This is a genomic window from Acidobacteriota bacterium, from assembly GCA_026707545.1.
Classification (GTDB): Bacteria; Acidobacteriota; Thermoanaerobaculia; order Multivoradales; family Multivoraceae; genus Multivorans.
In genome coordinates, this window is record JAPOWR010000001.1 from 2,880,045 (window position 1) to 2,898,762 (window position 18,718).

General features: G+C 68.9%; 16 protein-coding genes and 1 pseudogene. 11 read left to right on the plus strand and 6 right to left on the minus strand.

What is annotated here, in order from left to right; all coding sequences use genetic code 11:
- The first annotated feature begins 8 nt into the window (after nucleotides 1-8).
- Together OXG83_11445 and OXG83_11450 are read left to right on the plus strand one after the other, a co-directional pair.
- Nucleotides 9-1,199, plus strand: a complete 1,191-nt coding sequence (locus tag OXG83_11445) for a thioredoxin domain-containing protein (GenBank protein ID MCY3965644.1) — start codon at nucleotides 9-11, stop codon at nucleotides 1,197-1,199.
- A 16-nt stretch (nucleotides 1,200-1,215) separates the two neighbouring features.
- Complete coding sequence (locus OXG83_11450) at nucleotides 1,216-2,055, plus strand: cyclase family protein (GenBank protein ID MCY3965645.1); 840 nt, start codon at nucleotides 1,216-1,218, stop codon at nucleotides 2,053-2,055.
- 27 nt (nucleotides 2,056-2,082) lie between these two features.
- Here the strand turns inward: OXG83_11450 and OXG83_11455 are convergent, their stop codons facing one another.
- The gene (locus OXG83_11455; GenBank protein MCY3965646.1) at nucleotides 2,083-3,246 is read right to left on the minus strand and encodes an ATP-binding protein; all 1,164 of its coding nucleotides are present in this window, start codon (nucleotides 3,244-3,246) and stop codon (nucleotides 2,083-2,085) included.
- Nucleotides 3,247-3,415: 169 nt separating this feature from the next.
- Here OXG83_11455 and OXG83_11460 point away from each other — a divergent pair, with 169 nt between their 5' ends.
- Nucleotides 3,416-4,150, plus strand: coding sequence for an alpha/beta hydrolase (locus tag OXG83_11460; GenBank protein MCY3965647.1), 735 nt, complete (start codon nucleotides 3,416-3,418; stop codon nucleotides 4,148-4,150).
- A gap of 97 nt (nucleotides 4,151-4,247) precedes the next feature.
- On the opposite strand, the gene OXG83_11465 is transcribed toward OXG83_11460, so the two are convergent.
- The 4 genes and pseudogenes from OXG83_11465 to OXG83_11480 form a co-directional block, all read right to left on the minus strand.
- The gene (locus OXG83_11465; GenBank protein ID MCY3965648.1) at nucleotides 4,248-4,685 is read right to left on the minus strand and encodes a hypothetical protein; all 438 of its coding nucleotides are present in this window, start codon (nucleotides 4,683-4,685) and stop codon (nucleotides 4,248-4,250) included.
- Between the two features lie 115 nt (nucleotides 4,686-4,800).
- Nucleotides 4,801-5,376 (minus strand): annotated as a pseudogene (locus tag OXG83_11470) (mandelate racemase).
- Between the two features lie 20 nt (nucleotides 5,377-5,396).
- Nucleotides 5,397-5,639: a Txe/YoeB family addiction module toxin gene (locus OXG83_11475; GenBank protein MCY3965649.1), complete on the minus strand. Its 243-nt coding sequence runs from the start codon at nucleotides 5,637-5,639 to the stop codon at nucleotides 5,397-5,399.
- A gap of 26 nt (nucleotides 5,640-5,665) precedes the next feature.
- Nucleotides 5,666-5,950, minus strand: coding sequence for a type II toxin-antitoxin system prevent-host-death family antitoxin (locus OXG83_11480; protein MCY3965650.1), 285 nt, complete (start codon nucleotides 5,948-5,950; stop codon nucleotides 5,666-5,668).
- Between the two features lie 104 nt (nucleotides 5,951-6,054).
- Between OXG83_11480 and OXG83_11485 the strand changes: the two genes are divergently transcribed.
- Nucleotides 6,055-6,240 carry a hypothetical protein gene (locus OXG83_11485; GenBank protein MCY3965651.1) on the plus strand — a complete coding sequence of 62 codons (186 nt, stop codon included), beginning with the start codon at nucleotides 6,055-6,057 and terminating at the stop codon, nucleotides 6,238-6,240.
- On the opposite strand, the gene OXG83_11490 is transcribed toward OXG83_11485, so the two are convergent.
- Nucleotides 6,237-8,168: a DUF3604 domain-containing protein gene (locus tag OXG83_11490; protein ID MCY3965652.1), complete on the minus strand. Its 1,932-nt coding sequence runs from the start codon at nucleotides 8,166-8,168 to the stop codon at nucleotides 6,237-6,239. The genes OXG83_11485 and OXG83_11490 overlap by 4 nt on opposite strands.
- A gap of 139 nt (nucleotides 8,169-8,307) precedes the next feature.
- Here OXG83_11490 and OXG83_11495 point away from each other — a divergent pair, with 139 nt between their 5' ends.
- The 7 genes from OXG83_11495 to OXG83_11525 all read left to right on the plus strand — a co-directional run bounded on the left by OXG83_11495 (nucleotide 8,308) and on the right by OXG83_11525 (nucleotide 18,718).
- Nucleotides 8,308-11,154 carry a hypothetical protein gene (locus tag OXG83_11495; GenBank protein MCY3965653.1) on the plus strand — a complete coding sequence of 949 codons (2,847 nt, stop codon included), beginning with the start codon at nucleotides 8,308-8,310 and terminating at the stop codon, nucleotides 11,152-11,154.
- A gap of 110 nt (nucleotides 11,155-11,264) precedes the next feature.
- Complete coding sequence (locus OXG83_11500) at nucleotides 11,265-12,020, plus strand: hypothetical protein (GenBank protein ID MCY3965654.1); 756 nt, start codon at nucleotides 11,265-11,267, stop codon at nucleotides 12,018-12,020.
- Nucleotides 12,021-12,036: 16 nt separating this feature from the next.
- A complete protein-coding gene (gene hflK, locus OXG83_11505; GenBank protein MCY3965655.1) occupies nucleotides 12,037-15,132 on the plus strand; it encodes an FtsH protease activity modulator HflK in 3,096 nt (1,031 codons plus the stop codon).
- The gene (locus tag OXG83_11510) at nucleotides 15,129-16,100 is read left to right on the plus strand and encodes a protease modulator HflC (GenBank protein ID MCY3965656.1); all 972 of its coding nucleotides are present in this window, start codon (nucleotides 15,129-15,131) and stop codon (nucleotides 16,098-16,100) included. Before hflK (OXG83_11505) ends, OXG83_11510 begins: the two co-directional genes overlap by 4 nt.
- Complete coding sequence (gene hflK / locus OXG83_11515) at nucleotides 16,097-17,029, plus strand: FtsH protease activity modulator HflK (GenBank protein ID MCY3965657.1); 933 nt, start codon at nucleotides 16,097-16,099, stop codon at nucleotides 17,027-17,029. Before OXG83_11510 ends, hflK (OXG83_11515) begins: the two co-directional genes overlap by 4 nt.
- A 2-nt stretch (nucleotides 17,030-17,031) precedes the next feature.
- Entirely contained in the window at nucleotides 17,032-17,505 is a 474-nt protein-coding gene (locus OXG83_11520; GenBank protein MCY3965658.1) for a hypothetical protein, read from the plus strand.
- A gap of 19 nt (nucleotides 17,506-17,524) precedes the next feature.
- Nucleotides 17,525-18,718 (plus strand): DUF1214 domain-containing protein, encoded by a 1,194-nt coding sequence (locus OXG83_11525; GenBank protein MCY3965659.1) that lies wholly within the window; start codon nucleotides 17,525-17,527, stop codon nucleotides 18,716-18,718.

Below are 18,718 nucleotides of genomic sequence, written 5' to 3' on the forward strand. Positions count from 1 at the left end.
GTACCGCAATGAAACGCCGCTTCTACCTTGGTGTCCTGCTCGCAGGTGCCCTGGCGGCGTGCACCGCCGGCGGCGACGCGACCGGAGCCGCCGACCCCGGTGCTCAGGTCGTCCTGCTGAACAGCGACAACTTCGAGCAGGAGGTCTACCTGGCCGACGTGCCCGTTCTGGTGGACTTCACCGCCACCTGGTGCGTCCCGTGCAAGGTGGTCGACCCGATCGTCGAGAGTCTGGCGCCCGAGATGGCGGGACGGGCGAAGATCGGCAAGCTGGACATCGACGAGTCGCCCGACATCTACCGGGGGCTGCGGGTCAACGGTGTGCCGCACGTCCTCTTCTTCCGGAACGGCGAAGAGCAGGACCGGATCGCGGGCGTCCAGAGCCGGGAGACCTACGTCGACTACCTGGAGGCAATGATCGCAGGCGAATCGGCGTTCGACGCTTCGCTCTCATTCCTCGACAACGACGCGTTCCGTCGCCACTTCGTCGTCTCGCGGCCGGTGGAGCACCTGGAGAGGGCGCTCCCCGAACGGCCGGACCTGCTTGTCGAACCATTCGAGAACGGCCAGACGCCCCTGTCGCTGATCCTGATCTCGCCCAGCGTCCGGCAGAACGCCCAGATCGACCTCGCGCTGGCACACGATCCCGTGATCTCCACGGCCGACCTTGCCGGCCTCGGCCGCTGCGATGAACTGGAGGCCGCCCTTGCCGACGACCCCGAGGCGTCCAGCCGGCCGGACCCGGACGGCGCTTCACCGCTCTGGGTGGCTCTGATGCGCTCGCACCGGCTCGCAGACAGAAGCTGCCTCCGCACCCTCCTGGATGCTGGCGCCGACCCTTCCGGGGCACAGGACCGTCGCTTCCAGCTCGCCCGTCCGGTCATCCTGCGGGAGGACATCGAGCTGTTGCGGGAGTTCCTCGAGCGAGGCCTGGATCCCGAGTCCACGGACGACGAGGGCTACAACATGCTCCACTGGGCAAGCCTCTACGGCATGGTCGACGGCGCCCGCCTGCTGCTGGAGCGCGGGATGGACCCCGGCGCGGAGACCCTGCAGGGCCAGACCGCGCTCGACATCGTCCTTGACCGCCGCCAGCGAAGAATGGAAGCCCTTGAGGAGGTCGAGTCCGAGGAGCACCGAACCCAACTGGCCGAGACGCTCACGAAGATCGACGAGATGATCGAGCTGCTCGAAGGCTAGCGCCGAGGAGAAGGCCATGACCCGAAGAAGAACTGAGATCGCTTCCCTGCTCTCCTTTCTCGCAGGCGGAGTGTTGCTCGCCGCCTGCGCAGCCCCGCCGCCCGAGGACGTGGCAAGTCCAGTCGGCGTGGAAGACGTCACCAACTGGCGCATGATCGACCTGAGCCACGCCTACGGCGGCAACACGCTCTACTGGCCCACCGACACGAAGGGCTTCGCTCTCGAGACGCTCGCCGAGGGCATGACGGAGGCCGGCTACTTCTACGCCGCCAAGGAGTTCGCGACCGCCGAGCACGGCGGTACCCACCTCGACGCGCCCGTCCACTTCGCCGAAGGCGGCGACGACGTCGCGTCGATTCCGCTCGACAGCCTGATCCTGCCCGGCATCGTCGTCGACGTCACGGAATCGGCCGCGGCCGACCCGGACTACCTCGTGACCGCCGAAGACGTCCTCGCCTGGGAAGACCGGCACGGCCCGGTGCCGGCCGGCGTGGCCGTCCTCATCCGCACGGGCTGGGCGGCCCGCTGGCCCGACGCCCTCGCCTACCTCGGCGATGACACCCCCGGCGACGCCAGCAACCTCCACTTCCCCGGCGTCGGCGAGGACGCGGCACGCCTGCTCATCGAGGAGCGCGCCATCGGTCTTCTCGGCATCGACACGGCCAGCATCGACTACGGCCAGTCGACCGACTTCATCGTCCACCAGATCGGTGGCGCCGCCGGCATCCCCAACCTGGAGAACGTCGGGGACCTGTCGGAAGTACCCGAGACGGGCTTCCTGCTCGCGGCCCTGCCGATGAAGATCGAAGGCGGCACCGGCGCGCCGGTGCGGATCGTGGCGCTGGTTCCGCGGTAAACCCTCGGCCGTACCTGACTCGTGGCGTTACAGCTTGGCTAGGCGGGCCATCGCCGCCTCCAGCGGCACGGCGGTCGTCGTCTCCGATAGAGGGAACTCCTCGTCTCCCGAGTACACGACCATGCGTCTTGCCGCGTTCAAGTCGCTGGCGGCGAGTTCGAAGCCTCTTCTCGTGCGCGGCGCGGAGGACCTCTTGACCTCGATCGCCCACAGTCGTTGATCCGGTAGCTGCAACAGAAGATCGATCTCGGCGCCGGCCTGGGTGCGGTAGAACCAGGGGATCGTGCCGAACGGCGCGGCAGCGATCAGATTCTCGATCGCGAAGCCCTCCCAGCTCGGCCCCACGATGGGGTGTGACAGCACATCGTCGAAGGTGGTGAGTCCGAGAAGGGTGTGCAGCAGGCCGCTGTCGCGGAGGTACACCTTCGGACTCTTGACGAGCCGCTTGCCGACATTCGCGAAGTACGGCTGAAGCCTGCGCACGAGCATGAGGTCGACCAGGAGATCGACGTATCGGCCAACCGCGGGCACCGACACGTCCATGCTGCGGGCCAGTTGCGACGCGTTCAGCACGCCGCCCTGGCGGTGCGCCAGCATGGTCCAGAACCGGTTCAGGGTCTCGGCCGGAATGCGGACGCCGAACTGCGGAATGTCGCGTTCGAGGTAGGTCCGGATGAAGCTCAGCCTCCAACGCGCCGCCGCCGCATCGCTCTTGGTCAGGAACGGGTCCGGAAAGCCGCCTCGCACCCAGAGCCGATCGCGTTCGGGGGCGGTCTCCAGGACATCGAGTCCAGGAAGTTCGTCGTAGACGAGGCGCCCCGCCAGCGACTCCGCCGACTGCCGGAGCAGGGTCTGGGAGGCCGAACCGAGAAGCAGGAACTGCCCGGTGCGATGGCCGAGTCGGCGACGCTGGTCGATCTGACCCCGCAGCACCTCGAACAGCCCCGGTATGCGTTGGACCTCGTCCAGGATGACGAGACGGTCGGCGTGGCGCTCCAGGTACGCGGCCGGCTGGGCGAGCCGGGCGGCATGGGCCTGGTTCTCCAGGTCGAGATAGATACTGTCCGGCACCTGCTCGGCGATGGCGCGAGCCAGGGTCGTCTTGCCGACCTGACGTGGCCCGAGGAGCGCCACTGCCGGCGCTTCGTTGAGACCACGGACGATTCTCTGCTCGGCACGACGCTGAATCATCCTCGTATATTTAACGTTTACCGTTAAAAAAGCAAGGTGCATGACGAGCGTGTCCTCGACGAAGTCACCGTAGTAGAGTCCGCTCTTGCACCCTCAACGAACCTGTGGGAACCGGCACACCCAGGCCCGCGATGCGCGCAGGCGCATCCGACCAACGAAGGAGACCGTCATGCGCTACATCACTACCTTTCTTGCCACGGCAGCGCTCCTGGCGCTGGCGGCCATGCCCGCGGCGGCCGGATCGATGGACGTCGATCTCAAGGCGTCCGACGGCACGATGCTCAAGGCGACCTACATGTCGCCCGGCAAGCCTGGCCCGGCGATGCTGCTGATCCACCAGTGCAACATGGACCGGACGTCCTGGAAGGGCATCGCCTCGCAGCTCGTCGACGCGGGCGTGCACGTGCTCACGATGGACCTGCGCGGCTTCGGCGAGAGTGGCGGCGCCGGTATCCGCGAGGCCGGCGGATTCCCGCCGTTCCTGCAGACGGCGGCGGGGGACGTCGACATGGCGTTCAAGTACCTGAGCAAGCAGGAAGGCGTCGACACTTCCCGGATGGGCGCTGGGGGCGCCAGTTGCGGCGCGATGCTGACGGCCGATCTGGCCGAGCGCAACAAGGGGGTCAAGGCGTTGATGCTGCTCTCCGGACCGCCGAGCGACGGCGCGGTCGCCAACATGGCGGCCAGGTCGGATCTGGCTGTGTTCGCCGCCGCAGCGACCGGCGACACGATCACACCGGGCGTCGCCGACCGCCTAAAGGGAGCGGTCGATGGCTCGAAGCACCCGAACTCGACCGCCAAGATCTACGACGGCCCCGAGCACGGTCTGCCGATGTTCCCGAAGAACGAGGACCTCGAGCCGGCGCTGGTTTCCTGGCTGAAGACGGAGCTGACGGGCAAGTAAGGGCCAACGAAGCAAGGTGCCGGCCTGCGGCCGGCGCGTTTTCCTTGCCGCCTTCGGCGGCAGCCGGCGGGCACGCCGGCGCACCCAGTGTGCGGCCCTACCCCAGTTCCGTGATCTTGTTGCGCTCGATCAGGTCGAAGTCGATTTCGACGCCGAGGCCCGGCCCCATCGGGGCGTGGACGTAGCCCTCGGCGTCGACCTCGATGTCCTCGACCAGACCGTACTTCTGAGCGCCGGCCGGCAGCAGGACCTCGAACCACTCGCAGTTGCGGATCGCCGCACTGATGTGAAGGTGGGCGACGTTGTTCAGCGAGTTGCCGCCGTGGTGGATCTCGAAGTTCATCCCGAAGCCCTCGGCCAGGTGGGCCGCCTTCAGGCAACCGGTGATCCCGCCCTTGAGCGCGACATCACCGCGCAGGTGGTCCGTGGCCTGGTTGTAGATCCAGGGCGCGAACGAGTCGTACCAGGCGCCGGGAAACTCGGTCGCCAGGATCGGGATGCGGAGCTGCTGGCGTAGCTTCGTGTAGTTGTAGATGTCCTGGTCGCCGAGCGGGTCCTCGTACCACTCGAAGTCGAGTTCCTCGATCAGCTTGCTCGATCAGCTTGCCGACCCGCAGCGCCGACGGATAGTCGTAGCCCCAGGTCGAGTCGAGCATCAGCGGGAAGCCCTCGCCGACCGCGTCGCGGACGGCCTTGCAGATGCGCATGTCGTCGCGCCAGACGCGGAACGGGTGGATCTTGTAGCCCTGCCAGCCGTCGCCCTGGTACGACAGCGCCTGCTCGACGTAGGCCTCGACGCTCGGCTGCTGCTCGGAGCTGGCGTAGGCGGGAAGCTTCTCCCGGTAGGTGCCGAGCAGCCGGTGAATCGGCTCCCCCGCCGCCTTGCCGGCGAGGTCCCAGAGCGCGACGTCGACGGCGCCGACCACCCAGGGCTGCACCACCAGCCGGCGCTCCAGCATCTCCTGGTAGAGCTGTTCCCTGGCCAGCGGATCGCGCCCCATGACGATCGGCTTCAGCATCCGCAGCAGAGGCTGAGCCGCAATGCTCGCCCCCATGCCGAGGAAGGAATGGCCCTCGATTCCCTCGTCCGTGCGGATCGTCACCAGGGCGAGCTCGCCGTCCCGCTTCGGTTTGCCCGCTGGGTCGAACGGTCCCCGGCCCAGGTAGGAGTGGGGAGGGATGTCCTTCCAGGCAAAGAGGGTGATGCTGAGATCGTCGATCTTCATGGGGCGTCTCCGATTCGGAATCAATAGTGGTGACGAGCAGCCAGAAAGAAGACCCGCTTGCCTTCGACCGCGTAGACCAGGCGGTGTTCCTGGTCGATCCTCCGGGACCATTTGCCGGCGAGCTGCCCGCGAAGGGGCTCGGGCTTGCCCGGGCCTTCGAAGGGGTCGCGGATCGTGGCCTCGACGAGCTTCAGCGCGCGCAGGGGTCGCCGGCGATCCGTGCGGGTCCAATACTCGAGGTCCTCGAGGAAGTGAGGGTCCATGACGGCTTGTCGCCGTCCGGCTGCTGTCACTCCGCTTCGAGACCGAGCCGCTGGCGGAGTTCGTCGACGACGAAGACCTCGCCTTCGCCGTCCGCGACGCGCTGACTCGCTGCCAGGAGGCGCCGGGCGTTCTTGGGCGAGCGCAGGAGGTATGCGGTCTCGAGCCAGCCGGCGAGTTCGTGCGCGGGAACGAGGGCGACCGGCTCATGTCCACGTCGCCGGATCAGGACTGGCTCGCGCGTGTCCGTCACCTGGTCCATCAGGGCCGCCAGCCGTTCGCGAGCCTTGGTGTAGGTCGTTTCATGAATCATCCGCGCACTCCCTGCATCCGTACAGGATCACTGTACGGGTTGACTGGGGTCGCGTCAAGGCATCGCGGCTCCGGAGCGGAGTTCGCATCTGGCATACTCCTGCCGTGAAACGCATGGGAATGGCCCTGCTCGCCGTGCTGAGCGGCCTCCTCGCCGGCGCCGGCTTCAACGCCATGCTCGGCGACCAGGGAGCGGATACGCCGGCGCTCGCGCTGCTCGGCGGAGCACTGGGGCTCGGCGTCTTTCTCCTTCAGGCCCGCCGGCGGGCCCGGAAAGCGCCGCAGCCCTAGGGGGTGTACCAGATCGGCGACGACCAGGCGCGTTCCTGGATCGTCGCCGGGAAGTCCTGGCGCGGCGTCGTGCCGGCTCGCAGCGCGTCCCACGACGACCACCGGCAGACCGGGTTCTCCAGCACCCGCGCGTAGTAGAAGGCACGCTGGTCCGAATCGAAGTCAGGGTCGGTCCAGATCGTCTTGAGCTCGGCGGCGCCGACGTCGTCGCTGGTCGAGCAGTCGCTGAGATCGACGGTGGCTCCGTTGTCCGGGCAGCGGTGGGTGGCCGGGTCGACCTCGAGACCGTCGGAGCAGGCGACGTCGTAGACCATCTCAGCGGTTTCGCCGCCTGACTCCCAGCCCTTGACGATCTGGACGCGCTGAAGCGGAGCGGCCATCGTGTCCTGCATCGCCCAGACGAGGAAGCTCGGCGCTTCGCCGCCGTCGTCGCCGGTGAGGTCGCCGCCCATCGGCACGCCGGTCTCATAGGCGGTCGCGGCGAGGTCGGGGTGGTCGATGTCGAGGCCGGCGAGCGCCGGGCCGCCGAAGAACCGGACCTTGATCCGCGTACCGCTGGTGGCGAAGCTCTCCTTGCGGCGCATAGCGTCGAAGATCGCCTCGCGCGTGTTGGCATCGGCCCAGACCGCGGCGAGCCCCGAGGCGCCGTTTGTGATCGCCGTCGTGAACGGGTAGATGCGGCCGGTGCCGTCGTTGATCGGCTGCGCGGCCGCCGTTGGATTCTGCAGGTCGGCCCCCGCCGCGGGCTCGCTGGGGACCGAGCCGCGCTGCTCTGCGGTCTGCTGCATGAGGCCGGAGGCGCCCCAGTAGTTCGTCTCGTCGAATGAGCCGGCGGCGACGTGGGTGTCGGACGAGCCGATGACGCCGAGCTTGTAGGGGTTCGACACGCCGCCGGCTTCGATCTCGAGACCGCGGCGGTAGGCGTCCCGCACGTAGCTGCCCGGCGGCTCGCTCAGGATGCTGGTGGAGACCCGGTACGGCATGATCTCGAAGCCCGCCCACTCGTCGTTCGGCGACAGCGCCGGATGGGTCTCCGACGTGCCCTTGGTCTGGGTGATCTCGACGATCGGCTCGTTGCGGCTGCGGAGATCCGAGTAGGCCTGGTCGATCACGCCGCCCTCGAAGTACTCGTACTCGAACATCCGCCCGCCGGAACCGTTCGTGTTGTGGGGAATCGCGATCGCCTCGAAGCCGTCGTCACGCCATTCGTCCATCTGCGCCCAGAGGTCCTCGGGGTTGTAGGAGTCGAGCCGGGAGAACGGGATGTCCGGCGCCTCGGCGCCGCGGAAGACGACGTTGCGGTGCAGGTTCTCGTAGATGCCGCCGGCGCCCGCCGAGGTGTACTCGTAGGCGATGAAGGTGGTGAAGACGCCAGGCTCGTAGTGGCGGTTGGCCGACGCGGCGATCTCGCTCCAGGCGGAGCGGACGACGTCCAGGTCGAGATGCTCGCGGATACTCGGATCGGCGTCCTTCATGAACCGCACGTAGGGCTGCAGGGCGGCGAAGATGCCCCGTCGCTCCGAGACCGTCTCGGCGTTCCTCACCGTTTCGGCCGCCGGGTGGTTGTAGGCCGGCTGGTCGGGGTCGAGCATCGCCGGCAGCATGCCGAGGTAGTTCGCGTGGTCGGAGACGCCCTGGAAGTCGAGCGGCCGGTCGAGCTTCAGTTCGAACCCGGCCGGATGCTCGATCGGGTTCCCCTTGGCGAACTCGTACGCCTCGTCCGGACCGGCGCGGGTCGCGAACACGAAGGCGTCGTAGGAGTACTTCGTGTGGACGTGCAGGTCGCCGAAGAAGGCCTGGCGATCGGCGGGGTTTCCGGTACCCTGGCCGGAGGTGTCGGCTGAGGTGGCTGAGTCGGATGGTCCCCCCGCTGCGCAACCGAGCAGCATCAGGCTCAGAGTCAGGATCAAGACGGCGTATCGCTGCACGGCGAACCTCCCCTCGGCTGGTGGGATCTCGGATGGATGCAGTGTAGCGATGGCTCGAAACGTCGTCGGCCCCGCGCCGGATGCGGCGGCGCTAGGATGAACCGTTGATCCACTTCTGTTCGCCTCGTCTGGAGGAGTCATGGCCCGACGATCCGCCCTGCTCCATGCCGCCGTCGGCGGCCTGGTCTGCACTCTCCTCCTGACCGGCTCGCTCGCCGCCCAGCCCATTCCATCGCTCACCGGCGACGACGTCGTCTCCGTCCGGGTGCGTTTCGGGATCACGGACACCGAACCGCAGTCCTGGGACGGCTCGGTCGAGGTCTCGAACGGCGATCTGCTGGCGCTGCGGAACTGGAGCGCCCATCCGTCGGAGTCGGTCAACGGCGCGAGTTGGACGATGGCAACCAGGCCCGGGATGAACTACCCGCGCCGGGTCTACCAGTGGGAGGACCCGAAGGGGACGGTGACCTACCTACACCACCCTGGAGTCGTCGTCGATGTGGCGGCGCAGTCGGGGACGCGGCTCGCGTTCTCGACTCCCCACGGCGACTTCGACCTCCGGCCGTCCGACCTCCGGGTCGGCGAAGAACTCGCATTCCTCGACGGCGCCGTGCTGGCCGACCGGGTCGCTCCGGCGGAACCGCTGTCGTCGCCGGAAGTCGAGAGCGACTTCGCGACGATGACGAGCGGCGAGGACGGCGAGGTATGGGCGGCCTGGACCGCCTACCGGGACGGCGGTGTCTCGATCATCGCGAGGCGCTTCGACGGCTCGGCCTGGCAGCCGGCGATCCAGGTCACCGACGAACCGGGCGACCGCCTGATGCCGAAGCTCGCGCGCGACCGCAGGGGACGCCCCTGGGTCGTCTGGTCCGAGCAGGTGGACGGCAACTTCGACCTCTACGGCCGCTACCTGCAGAGCGTCGCCGACGGCTCCTGGTCGGCCACCGAACGCCTGACCTACGCGCCTCAGGCCGACATCGAACACGAGCTGGCCAGCGACGCGGAGGGCAACCTGTGGCTGGTCTGGCAGGGCTTCCGCGACGGCCGCTCCGACATCTTCGCCCGCCGCCACGACGGTTCCCGCTGGTCGGCCGAAGGACCCGTCTCGACCTCCGCGGCCAACGACTGGACCCCCGCCGTCGCAGCCTGCGGCGACGGTCGGGTCTTCGTCGCCTGGGACACCTACGACCAGGGCAACTACGACATCCAGTTGCGCAGCTTCGCCGGCACCGGCTGGAGCGATGTGGTCCCGGTAGCCGACACGCCGAAGTTCGAGGCCCACGTGTCGATCGCCTGCGACGCCCGGAACCGCCTCTGGGCTGCCTGGAACGAGAGCGGCTTCCAGTGGGGCAAGGACTCGGGCTTCGAGATCTACAAGGAGGCGACGCGCCTCTACGAGTGGCGCACTCTTGCGGTGGCGGTGTGGAACGGCCTCCGCTGGCAGGTGCCCGAAGCCGACGTGAACGAGCTGCTCGAGCGCGAACTACCCGAGTACATCCCGGGCTTCAACGACCTGCCGGTGCTGCGGACCGATGCCGACGGCAGGATGTGGCTGTTCTTCCGCCACCGCACGATCCGAGCCCGCGACACGCCGGACTTCACGCCGGCACACCGCGCCGCCTGGCAGATCTTCGGCACGGCGTACGTCGGCGGCGAGTGGACGCGGCCACTCCACTTGCCCTTCAGCCGCGGCCGCCAGGACGTGCGCTGGGAACTGGCCTCGGACGGGCAAGGCAACCTGTTCGCGGCCTGGCCGACCGACAGCCGGGACTCCGAGGAGTACCTCTTCGAGCACTCTTCGATCAACGCGGCGAGACTGCCCGCACTGACCGGCGAAGTCACGCCGCCGCGACTCGTCACGCCGGAGACACGCGCCTTCACGACCTACCCGGTCCATCCCAATGAAGCCGAGGACGTGGCGCGCATCCGCGCCTACACGATCGAGTCGGAGGGGCGTACCTACCGCATCTACCGGGGCGACACCCACCGCCACACGGAGTTCTCGCACGACGGCCTGAACGACGGCTCGCTGATGGAGGCCTACCGCTACGCCCTGGACGCCGCCGAACTCGACTTCCTCGGCGTCAGCGAGCACAACAACCGGGGCGGCCAGGACATCGAGTACGTCAACTGGCTGCACCCCCAGATCGCCGACATCTTCCGGCTGCCGGGAAGCTTCGTTCCCGTCTACACCTACGAGCGCAGCATCAGCTATCCAGGCGGCCACCGGAACATCCTCTCCGCGAAGCGCGGCATGCCGACCCTGCCGATCACCGAGGCGGAGTCACAGAGCGAGGAAGGCGCGGCGCGACTGTTCGCGTACCTCCGGGAGCACGACGCGATCTCGATCCCCCACACCTCGGCCACCGGCATGGGCACCGACTGGCGCGACAACGACCCGGAGGTGGAACCTCTGGTCGAGATCTACCAGGGCGACCGCACGTCGGCGGAGTACGAAGGGGCTCCCCGGGCAGCCACCCGTGAGAAGCCGATCGGCCAGCAGGGCGGCTTTCAGCCCGCTGGGTTCGTCTGGAACGCCTGGGCGAAGGGCTACAAGCTCGGCGTACAGGCGGCGTCGGATCACATCTCGACTCACATCTCCTACGCCGCCACGATCGCCGAGGACTTCACCACCCAGGGCCTACTCGACGCGATGAAGCAGCGCCACTCCTACGCCGCGACGGACAACATCATCCTCGACTACCGGATGCGGGCGAACGGCCGGGAGTACCTCCAGGGCGACATCGCCGAGGTCTCGGGCCGCTTCGAACTGGTGGTCAAGGTGATCGGCACGGCCCGCATCGAGCAGGTCGACATCATCCGCGACCAGACCTTCCTGTACAACCGCCAGAACCTGGACCAGGAGGTCGACCTGACATTCGTCGACAGCGACGTGGAACCTGGCGAGCACTACTACTATGTGCGGGTGATCCAGAAGAACAAGGAGATCGCCTGGTCGTCGCCGATCTGGGTGACGGTCGAGTAGCGCCGCCAAACCTGTCGCAGGCTCCATGTTTGGCCCCAGCCCCCACCTCTCCACGACCTCGCTCCGCGGCACTCGCTTCGCTGCGTTCTGCGGCGCGAGGTCCTAGAAGGATGGACGCGGTCTGGGTCCTGGTTTCGGCCGCGGTCGGCATCGGCTTCGTCCACACGCTGATCGGCATCGACCACACGCTGCCGTTCGTCGTCCTCGGCAAGGCGCGGGGATGGTCGCTGCGGCGGACGCTTTGGGTCACCGGACTGTGCGGCGGCGGGCACGTGGCCTCGTCGGTCCTCCTCGGCGGCGCCGGCATCGGGCTGGCGATCTTCGCCACCGGTCTCGATCTCCAGGAAGGGCACCACTGGATGGAGGGTCGCGTCGGCGTCTTCGAATCGATCGAGGCGGTCCGCGGCGATCTGGCGGCGTGGGCGCTCGTCCTCTTCGGTCTGATGTACGCGGCCTGGTCCATGGCGCGCAGGCGCCGGCAGCAGCGGCACGTCCACGAGCACGCCGGCGGGCTCGTCCATTCCCACGAGCATCCGGCGGCGGGCGCCCACGAGCACCCGAAGGCTCCTGCCGCCGGCATTGCCGGGCTCACCGCCTGGAGCCTGTTCGTCATCTTCGTGCTCGGGCCCTGCGAACCGCTGATCCCCATTCTCATGGTGCCGGCCTTCCAGGTCGGCCTGTGGGCGGTGGTTCCCGTGACGCTGGCATTCGGCGTAACGACGATCGGGACGATGGCGGTCGTCGTGGCGCTCGCCTACCGGGGCCTCGACTTCGTGCGTTTCCCCAGGCTGCAGGCGCACGTTCACACGCTGAGCGGCCTCGCGATCGCCAGCTCAGGGCTGGCCATCATGCTTTTCGCGGTGTGAGCGCGGCACCCTCCTGATGGGCGCTCCCAATTTCCAGGTTCACGGCCACGACGATGGCCACGGCCACTCGCACAGCCACGGGCTGCTGCAGCGGATCGGCTACATCGCGCTCTGCGTCGCGGTCGGGGTCCTGCTGCTGCTCTACCTGCTCGGCGTCGTCCGCACGGTCGCCGGCATCGACCTGGCGCTCATCCTCACCCTGGTCGCCGGCTATCCGCTCATCCGCCACGCGATCCTGGACCTGCTCCAGGGACACTTCTCGTCCCACCTGACGATCGCCATCGCGGCTGGCGCCGCGGTGTGGATCGGCGAGTACTTCGCCGCCGCCGAGGTCATGTTCATCATGCTGATCGGCGAAGGGATCGAGCACTGGACGGTGGACCGCGCCAAGGGAGCGATCGCCGGTTTCGTCGCCAGCCAGCCCGAGCAGGCGCGGGTGCTGCGCGACGGCACCGAGGAAACCGCGGAGCTCGTGGCGCTCGACGAGGTCGAGATCGGGGACCTCGTGCGGGTGCTCGCCGGCGAGCGCGTGCCGGTGGACGGGATGATCGAGCGCGGCGAGTCGTCCGTCGACCAGAGCAGCGTCACCGGCGAACCGCTGCCGGCCCAGCTCGGCGTCGGCGACGCGGTCTGGAGCGGCAGCCTGAACGAGTACGGCGTCCTCGACATCCGCTCCGAGCGAACCGGCAACGACACGACCGTCGCCCGCATCGCGAGCCTGATCGAGGACGCGCAGAGCCGGCGCGCCCGGGTCGTGCGCACCGCCGACAAGCTGGCCCGGTTCTTCCTCCCCGCGGTGCTGGTCGCGGCCGGCGGCATCTACCTGTTCACCGGCGAGATGATGCGCACGGTGGCGGCGCTGATCGTCGCCTGCCCGTGCGCCCTGGTACTGGCCACGCCGGCAGCCATGGCCTCGGCGATCGCGCGGCTGGCCCGCGAGGGCGCGCTGGTCAAGGGCGGCGACGTGATCGAATCGCTGTCGCGCATCGACGCCTGCGTGCTGGACAAGACGGGCACGCTGACCTGCGGGCGCCCCGCGCTGACCGCGATCGCCCCAGTCGGCGGCTTGGCCGAGAATCGCCTGCTCCGACTCGCGGCAAGCGCTGAGTTGACTTCCGAGCACCTGCTCGGGCGGGCGCTGGTCACCGAGGCCCGCGAGCGGCAACTCGAGCTCTCGGAGCCCGAGAACTTCCGGCTCCATCCGGGCCGGGGCGTGACAGCCACCGTCGGCGGGCACGAGGTCGCGGTCGGCAACCAGGCGCTGCTCGCGGAGGTCGTCGGCGAGGACGGGATGGACGCCGTGGCCGAGAGCGTCGTGCCCACACCGGGCAGCGGCGAAACGCGGCTGGCCGTCGCCGTCGACGGCGCGCTGGCAGGCGCGCTCGCCCTTGCCGACCCGCTCCGCGATGAAGCGACCGACGCGGTCGCCGACCTGCGCCAGGCCGGTGTCGATCCGATCGTCATGCTGACCGGCGACGCCGAGGGAACTGCGCGCACGATCGGCCGCCGGGCCGGCATCGACCAGGTCCAGGCGGAGTTGCTGCCCGAAGACAAGGTAGGCCGGCTCGGCGAGCTTTCCCGCGGCGACCGCAACGTCCTCATGGTCGGTGACGGAATCAACGACGCGCCGTCACTCGCCGCCGCGTCCGTCGGCGTCGCGATCGGCCACGGCGCCGCCGACCTCTCGGCGGAGGCGGCCCAGGTCGTCCTGCTGCCCGACCGGCTCGACTACCTGGCGCCCCTGCTCCGCTACGCCCGCCGGGTGGTCGCGCGGATCCGCAGCAGCATCCTGATCTTCGCCTTCGGCATCAACTTCGTCGCCGTCGGCTTCGCGGCCTTCGGCTGGCTGCCCCCGGCCGCGGCGGCGATCGTTCACCAGGCCGCGTCGCTACTCGTTATTCTGAACTGTGTCCGGCTGCTCTACGAGGGGCGAGCGGTGGCCGCACGGGAAGACCGGGGCTTCGGCCGCTTTCGCATGCTCGCCGGTCCCATGGACGGACTGGTCGCCGGCTGGAAGGCGTTCAACGCCGGTCGGCGCGCGACGGTTCATCGCCTCGAACACGCTCTCCAGGACAGCCCCGCCCGGATCGGGTCCGCGGCCCCCCGGCTGCTGCGCGCGGCGCCGTTCGCGCTCGCCGCGATCTGGGCGGCGAGCGGCCTGCGCATGATCGATCCCCAGGAAGTCGGCCTCGTGCAGCGCTTCGGCCGCCACGTCGGCGATGAACTCGGCCCGGGCCTTCACTTGCGCTGGCCGTGGCCGGTCGACCGGGTGATTCGGGTCGAACCGGACCGCCTGCGGATGGCCGCGGTCGGCTCGCCGCGAGGAACCGTTGCCAGCGAAGCCGGCGCCGAGCCGAGCTACGAGTGGAACGTGCGTCACGCCGGCTTCGACGAGACGCCGCCGCTCGATCGCCTGATGCTGACCGGCGACGAGAACCTGGTCGAGGTCGCGGCCCGGATCCACTACCGGGTCGCCGACGCCGCCGCCTTCGCCTTCGCCGCGGCCGATCCCGCGCGACTGGTCGAAGCGAGCGCCGAGCGGTCGCTCCGCACCGTGCTCGCCGGCCACTCGCTAGACGACGTGCTGACCGGCCGGCGCGACGGCATCGAGAACGCCTGGCACACGCATCTCGCGGCGCTGCTCGAGAGCCTCGGCGCGGGTGTCGAGGTCGTGAGCGCGACGGTACAGGACGCCCACCCGCCGCTCGATGTCGTCGACGCCTTCCGTGACGCGGCGAGCGCGCTCGAGGAGCGGGAGACCCTGATAGACGAGGCCGAAGGCTACGCGCTCGAGCGGCTGCCGATTGCCCGCGGCGAGGCGCGCCGGCAACTCCTCGAAGCCGAGGCGTACCAGAACCGGCGCGTGGAGGCCGGCCGCGGCGAGAGCGAGCGCTTCGAGATGCGCGCCGGAGCGTACCGGCGCGCGAACGACCTGCACCGGTTCCGGCTCCAGCTCCAGACGATCGAAGACTCGCTTGCCGGCAAACCGAAACTGATCACCGACGCGACCGGCGGTCGCAAGCGCTTCGTCTTCGTCGACGAAACGTCCGACCGCCTTCTCGATGTCTTCGTTCCTCCACCGGGTCCGGCCCAGAACGAGGTAGACCAATGACCGATCACGACCATCATCAACACCACGACCACCACGGTCACAACCACGAGGCGCACCGCCACGACGACGGCGAAAGGCACGAGCATTCGCCGCGCCGGCGCGCGTCCTGGTGGCGCGCCGGTCTGGTCGCGCTTGCGATCGTCGCGTTGGTCCGATCCGTCTTCGTCGTGCCGGAGACCGAGAGCGCGATCGTCACCCGCTTCGGCAAGCCGGTCCGGACGATCGAGGAACCGGGCCTCAGGCTCAAGTGGCCGATCGACCGGCGGCTTCGCTTCGACAACCGGGTGCTCCTCTACGATCCGGCGCCGGCCGAGTTCCTCACCCAGGACAAGAAGAACCTGGTCGTCGACACCGCGGTCGTCTGGCGGATCGCCGACCCGGCGCGGTTCCTGGAGACGATCGGCGACCGCTCCGGCGCCGAGATGCGGCTGCACGACGTGGTCTGGGCCGGCCTGGCGGCCGCGCTCGGCCGCACGGAACTCTCGCAACTCGTGTCGACCGAACCGAAGAAACTGCGGATCGAGAAGGTCTCGGCCGAAGTCCGCGAGTCGGCGGTCGCCGTCTCCCTCCCCCAGCTCGGGGTCGAAATCCTCGAAGTCCAGCTCACCCGCCTGAGCTTCCCGGAGCAGAACCTGGAGTCCGTCTTCGCCCGCATGCGGGCGGAGCGCGAACGGATCGCGAAGGAGTACCGGGCCCAGGGCGAGGAACAGGCGATGATCATTCGCGCCGAGGCCGACCGGGACCGGGAGTTGATCCTGGCCGGCGCCTACCGTGAAGCCGAGATCCTCCGCGGCCAGGGCGACGCCGAGGCGGCCGGCATCTACGGCGACGCCTATCGGCAGGACCCTTCCCTCTACCGCTTCCTGCGTACTCTCGAGTCCTACGAGTCGATCCTCGACGACCAGACGACCGTCATCCTGTCGGCGGACTCGGAACTCTTCTCGCTGCTGGGCGGAGCCTCTCAATGAGGCTCCGCGGCATCCTCGCCGCAGCGCTGACCCTGGCGCTCATGTGGCTGGCCTGGGGCGTCTACTTCGTCGCCCCGGACGAAGAGGCGGTGACCCGTGTCCTGGGCAAGGTGCGCCCAACCGCGGCAGGGCCCGGCCTGCACTGGAACTGGCCGCGGCCCGTCGGCCGGGTGGACAAGCTGAAGGTGCGGGAAGCCAAGCGGCTGACGCTCGGCTTCGCGGCGGCCGACCGGGTGCTCGGCGGCGACGCGACGCCGGCAGAGGCGCGGTGGTTGACCGGCGACCGCAACGTCGTCCATGTGCGGCTCGTCGTCCTCTACGCGATCCACGATCCGCTCGCCTACTCGCTGCGCTTCGCGGACGTCGAGTCGCTGCTCGAGACCAGCGGGCGCAGCGCGCTGCTTGAAGTCGTCGCCGGCATGGGCGTCGACGAGCTGCTGACGACCGGCAAGGTGGCGGTGCAGCAGAGCGTCCAGGCCGCCTCGCAGGAGCTGTTCGATCGGTTCGGGACCGGCGTCACCGTCCTGTCCGCGAGTCTCGAAGGGGTGAGCCCGCCGAGTCTTGTCCGCGAGGCCTTCAACGACGTCGCCAGCGCCCGGGAGGACCGCGACCGCCTGATCCGCGAGGCGGAGAGCTACCGCAACGAGGTCGTCCCGGTGGCGCGCGGCGAGGCGCGCGCGCTCGTCGCCGGGGCCGAGAGCTTCCGCACCGCCGAAGTCGAGAGGGCGACCGGTGAGGCCGACCGGTTCCGCTCGATCGCGAACGCCGACCAGGGAGCGCGCGCCGAGATCCGCACGCGCACCTATCTGGAGACGATGGAACGGGTCCTCCCCCGCATGCGGAAGACGATTCTCGAGCCCGGTCAGAGCACGATCGACATTGACTTCCTCCGCCGCGAGCTGACACCTGGGTCGAACGGCCAGCCGTGAGGATGAGCCGCAACGTCGGCGCGACGGCGCTGACCGTCGTGGTGCTCGCGGCCGGCCTGGCTGTCGCCCTGCGCGACCGCCTGCCGGAGCGCGGGGAGGATGCGGGCGATCCGAGCGACGTCTTCTGGGAGATGGTCGACGTCAGCCGCGAGGGCGCGGCGGATGCCTATCTCGATCTCTTCGCCGGCGAGGTGCGCGAGCAACTGGAGACGGTGCGCGACGAAATGGGCGATGCCGCCTTCCGGCAGTACCTCCGCCAGCGGATCGCCGGCCTCAAGGGAGTCGCCGTGACCGGCAAGGAGGATCTTGGCGACACCGTGCGCCTCGAGGTCGAGTACGTTCGGGAAGCGAGCTACGAGACGCAATCCCTGGACGTTCGAGCCACTCGCGGGCGCTGGCGCATCGTTGCCCTCGGGCCGACGCACGAGCGCGAACCGCCGGTTCCCTACGGCACGCCGGTTGGCCCTGCCGAATGACGGCAGGAGGAAGATCACGATGAGGAAGCTCGTCATCGCTCTTCTTGGACTCTTTCGCCGGATCTCGCTGTCGATCCGCAGGCTCCGCGGGCAGTCCGAGGACGACGTCGCTGCGCAGCGTGTCGTCACCGGCCGCGCCTGGGACGAGTTCTGCGACACGCTGAAGGCCGCCGGCGCGTCGCTGAACTTCCCCGGGACTCCACGCGACTCCTTCAACCAGGCCGAGGGTTACCGCTATCTCAGCCGGCTGGCGCGCGCTGGCCTGATGGCCTTCGTCGAGCACGCCGACCCGCGGGCGCCGGTGCTTCACCGCGTCGCCAACGAGACGGTCAAGCTCGGCTCCGACAACCCGGACAACCACTACCTGACCGCCGCGCTCTCGGGTGAGTACGAGTACCGGATCAGCGGACGGCGGAACACCGTCGCCTACCTCGGCTTCGGCACCCAGGCCGGCCACTACGGCCAGGGCGGCGGCTTGCCGCCTACCGGCTACATCGAGGCCGCGGAACTCGAGATGGATGACGACGGTCGGTTCGAGCTCGTCCTCAGTTGCGAACAGAAGGAAGGCAACTGGCTGCCGATGAAGCCCGACACGGGCATGCTCATCGTGCGCCAGACCTTCCTCGATCGGCGAACGGAAGTTCCGGCCGAGCTTCGAATCGAGCGGATCAACTGCGCTCCCGAAGAGAAGCGCCCCGCGCCCCTGACGCCGGCCCAGGTCGACGAGGGGCTGCGCTCGGCGAGCACCCTGGTCGCCGGCGCCTCGCTCCTGTTCGCGAAGTGGGCGCGCGACTTCCAGAAGCACTCGAACAGGTTGCCCCGCTTCGACCAGGAGACGTCGAACCAGGCCGGTGGCGACCCGAACATCGCCTACTACCACTCCCACTGGCGGCTGGCCGAGAACGAAGCGCTGGTCATCGAGGCCACGCCGCCGGAGTGCGAGCACTGGAACTTTCAGCTCAACAACTACTGGATGGAATCGCTCGACTACCGCTACCACACGATCCACACGAACAAGCATCTCGCCGAGTACGAGGAGGATGGTTCCGTGCGCCTGATCGTGGCCCACGAGGACCCGGGACTCCCGAACTGGCTCGACACCGCCGGTCACACCTCCGGCACGATGTGCTTCCGATGGATCCGGGCCGAAAAGCACCCGGAGCCCGGGACGCGGGTCGTCAAGCTGGCCGAGCTGTCGGCACTACGCCGCTGA

Coding starts and splice junctions, on each gene's coding strand:
- OXG83_11525 (MCY3965659.1), top strand. CDS start 17,525: ATGAGGAAGCTCGTCATCGCTCTTCTTGGACTCTTTCGCCGGATCTCG.
- OXG83_11455 (MCY3965646.1), bottom strand. CDS start 3,246: ATGATTCAGCGTCGTGCCGAGCAGAGAATCGTCCGTGGTCTCAACGAA.
- OXG83_11500 (MCY3965654.1), top strand. CDS start 11,265: ATGGACGCGGTCTGGGTCCTGGTTTCGGCCGCGGTCGGCATCGGCTTC.
- OXG83_11520 (MCY3965658.1), top strand. CDS start 17,032: ATGAGCCGCAACGTCGGCGCGACGGCGCTGACCGTCGTGGTGCTCGCG.
- OXG83_11480 (MCY3965650.1), bottom strand. CDS start 5,950: ATGATTCATGAAACGACCTACACCAAGGCTCGCGAACGGCTGGCGGCC.
- OXG83_11475 (MCY3965649.1), bottom strand. CDS start 5,639: ATGGACCCTCACTTCCTCGAGGACCTCGAGTATTGGACCCGCACGGAT.
- OXG83_11495 (MCY3965653.1), top strand. CDS start 8,308: ATGGCCCGACGATCCGCCCTGCTCCATGCCGCCGTCGGCGGCCTGGTC.
- hflK (MCY3965657.1), top strand. CDS start 16,097: ATGAGGCTCCGCGGCATCCTCGCCGCAGCGCTGACCCTGGCGCTCATG.
- OXG83_11460 (MCY3965647.1), top strand. CDS start 3,416: ATGCGCTACATCACTACCTTTCTTGCCACGGCAGCGCTCCTGGCGCTG.
- OXG83_11445 (MCY3965644.1), top strand. CDS start 9: ATGAAACGCCGCTTCTACCTTGGTGTCCTGCTCGCAGGTGCCCTGGCG.
- OXG83_11510 (MCY3965656.1), top strand. CDS start 15,129: ATGACCGATCACGACCATCATCAACACCACGACCACCACGGTCACAAC.
- hflK (MCY3965655.1), top strand. CDS start 12,037: ATGGGCGCTCCCAATTTCCAGGTTCACGGCCACGACGATGGCCACGGC.
- OXG83_11450 (MCY3965645.1), top strand. CDS start 1,216: ATGACCCGAAGAAGAACTGAGATCGCTTCCCTGCTCTCCTTTCTCGCA.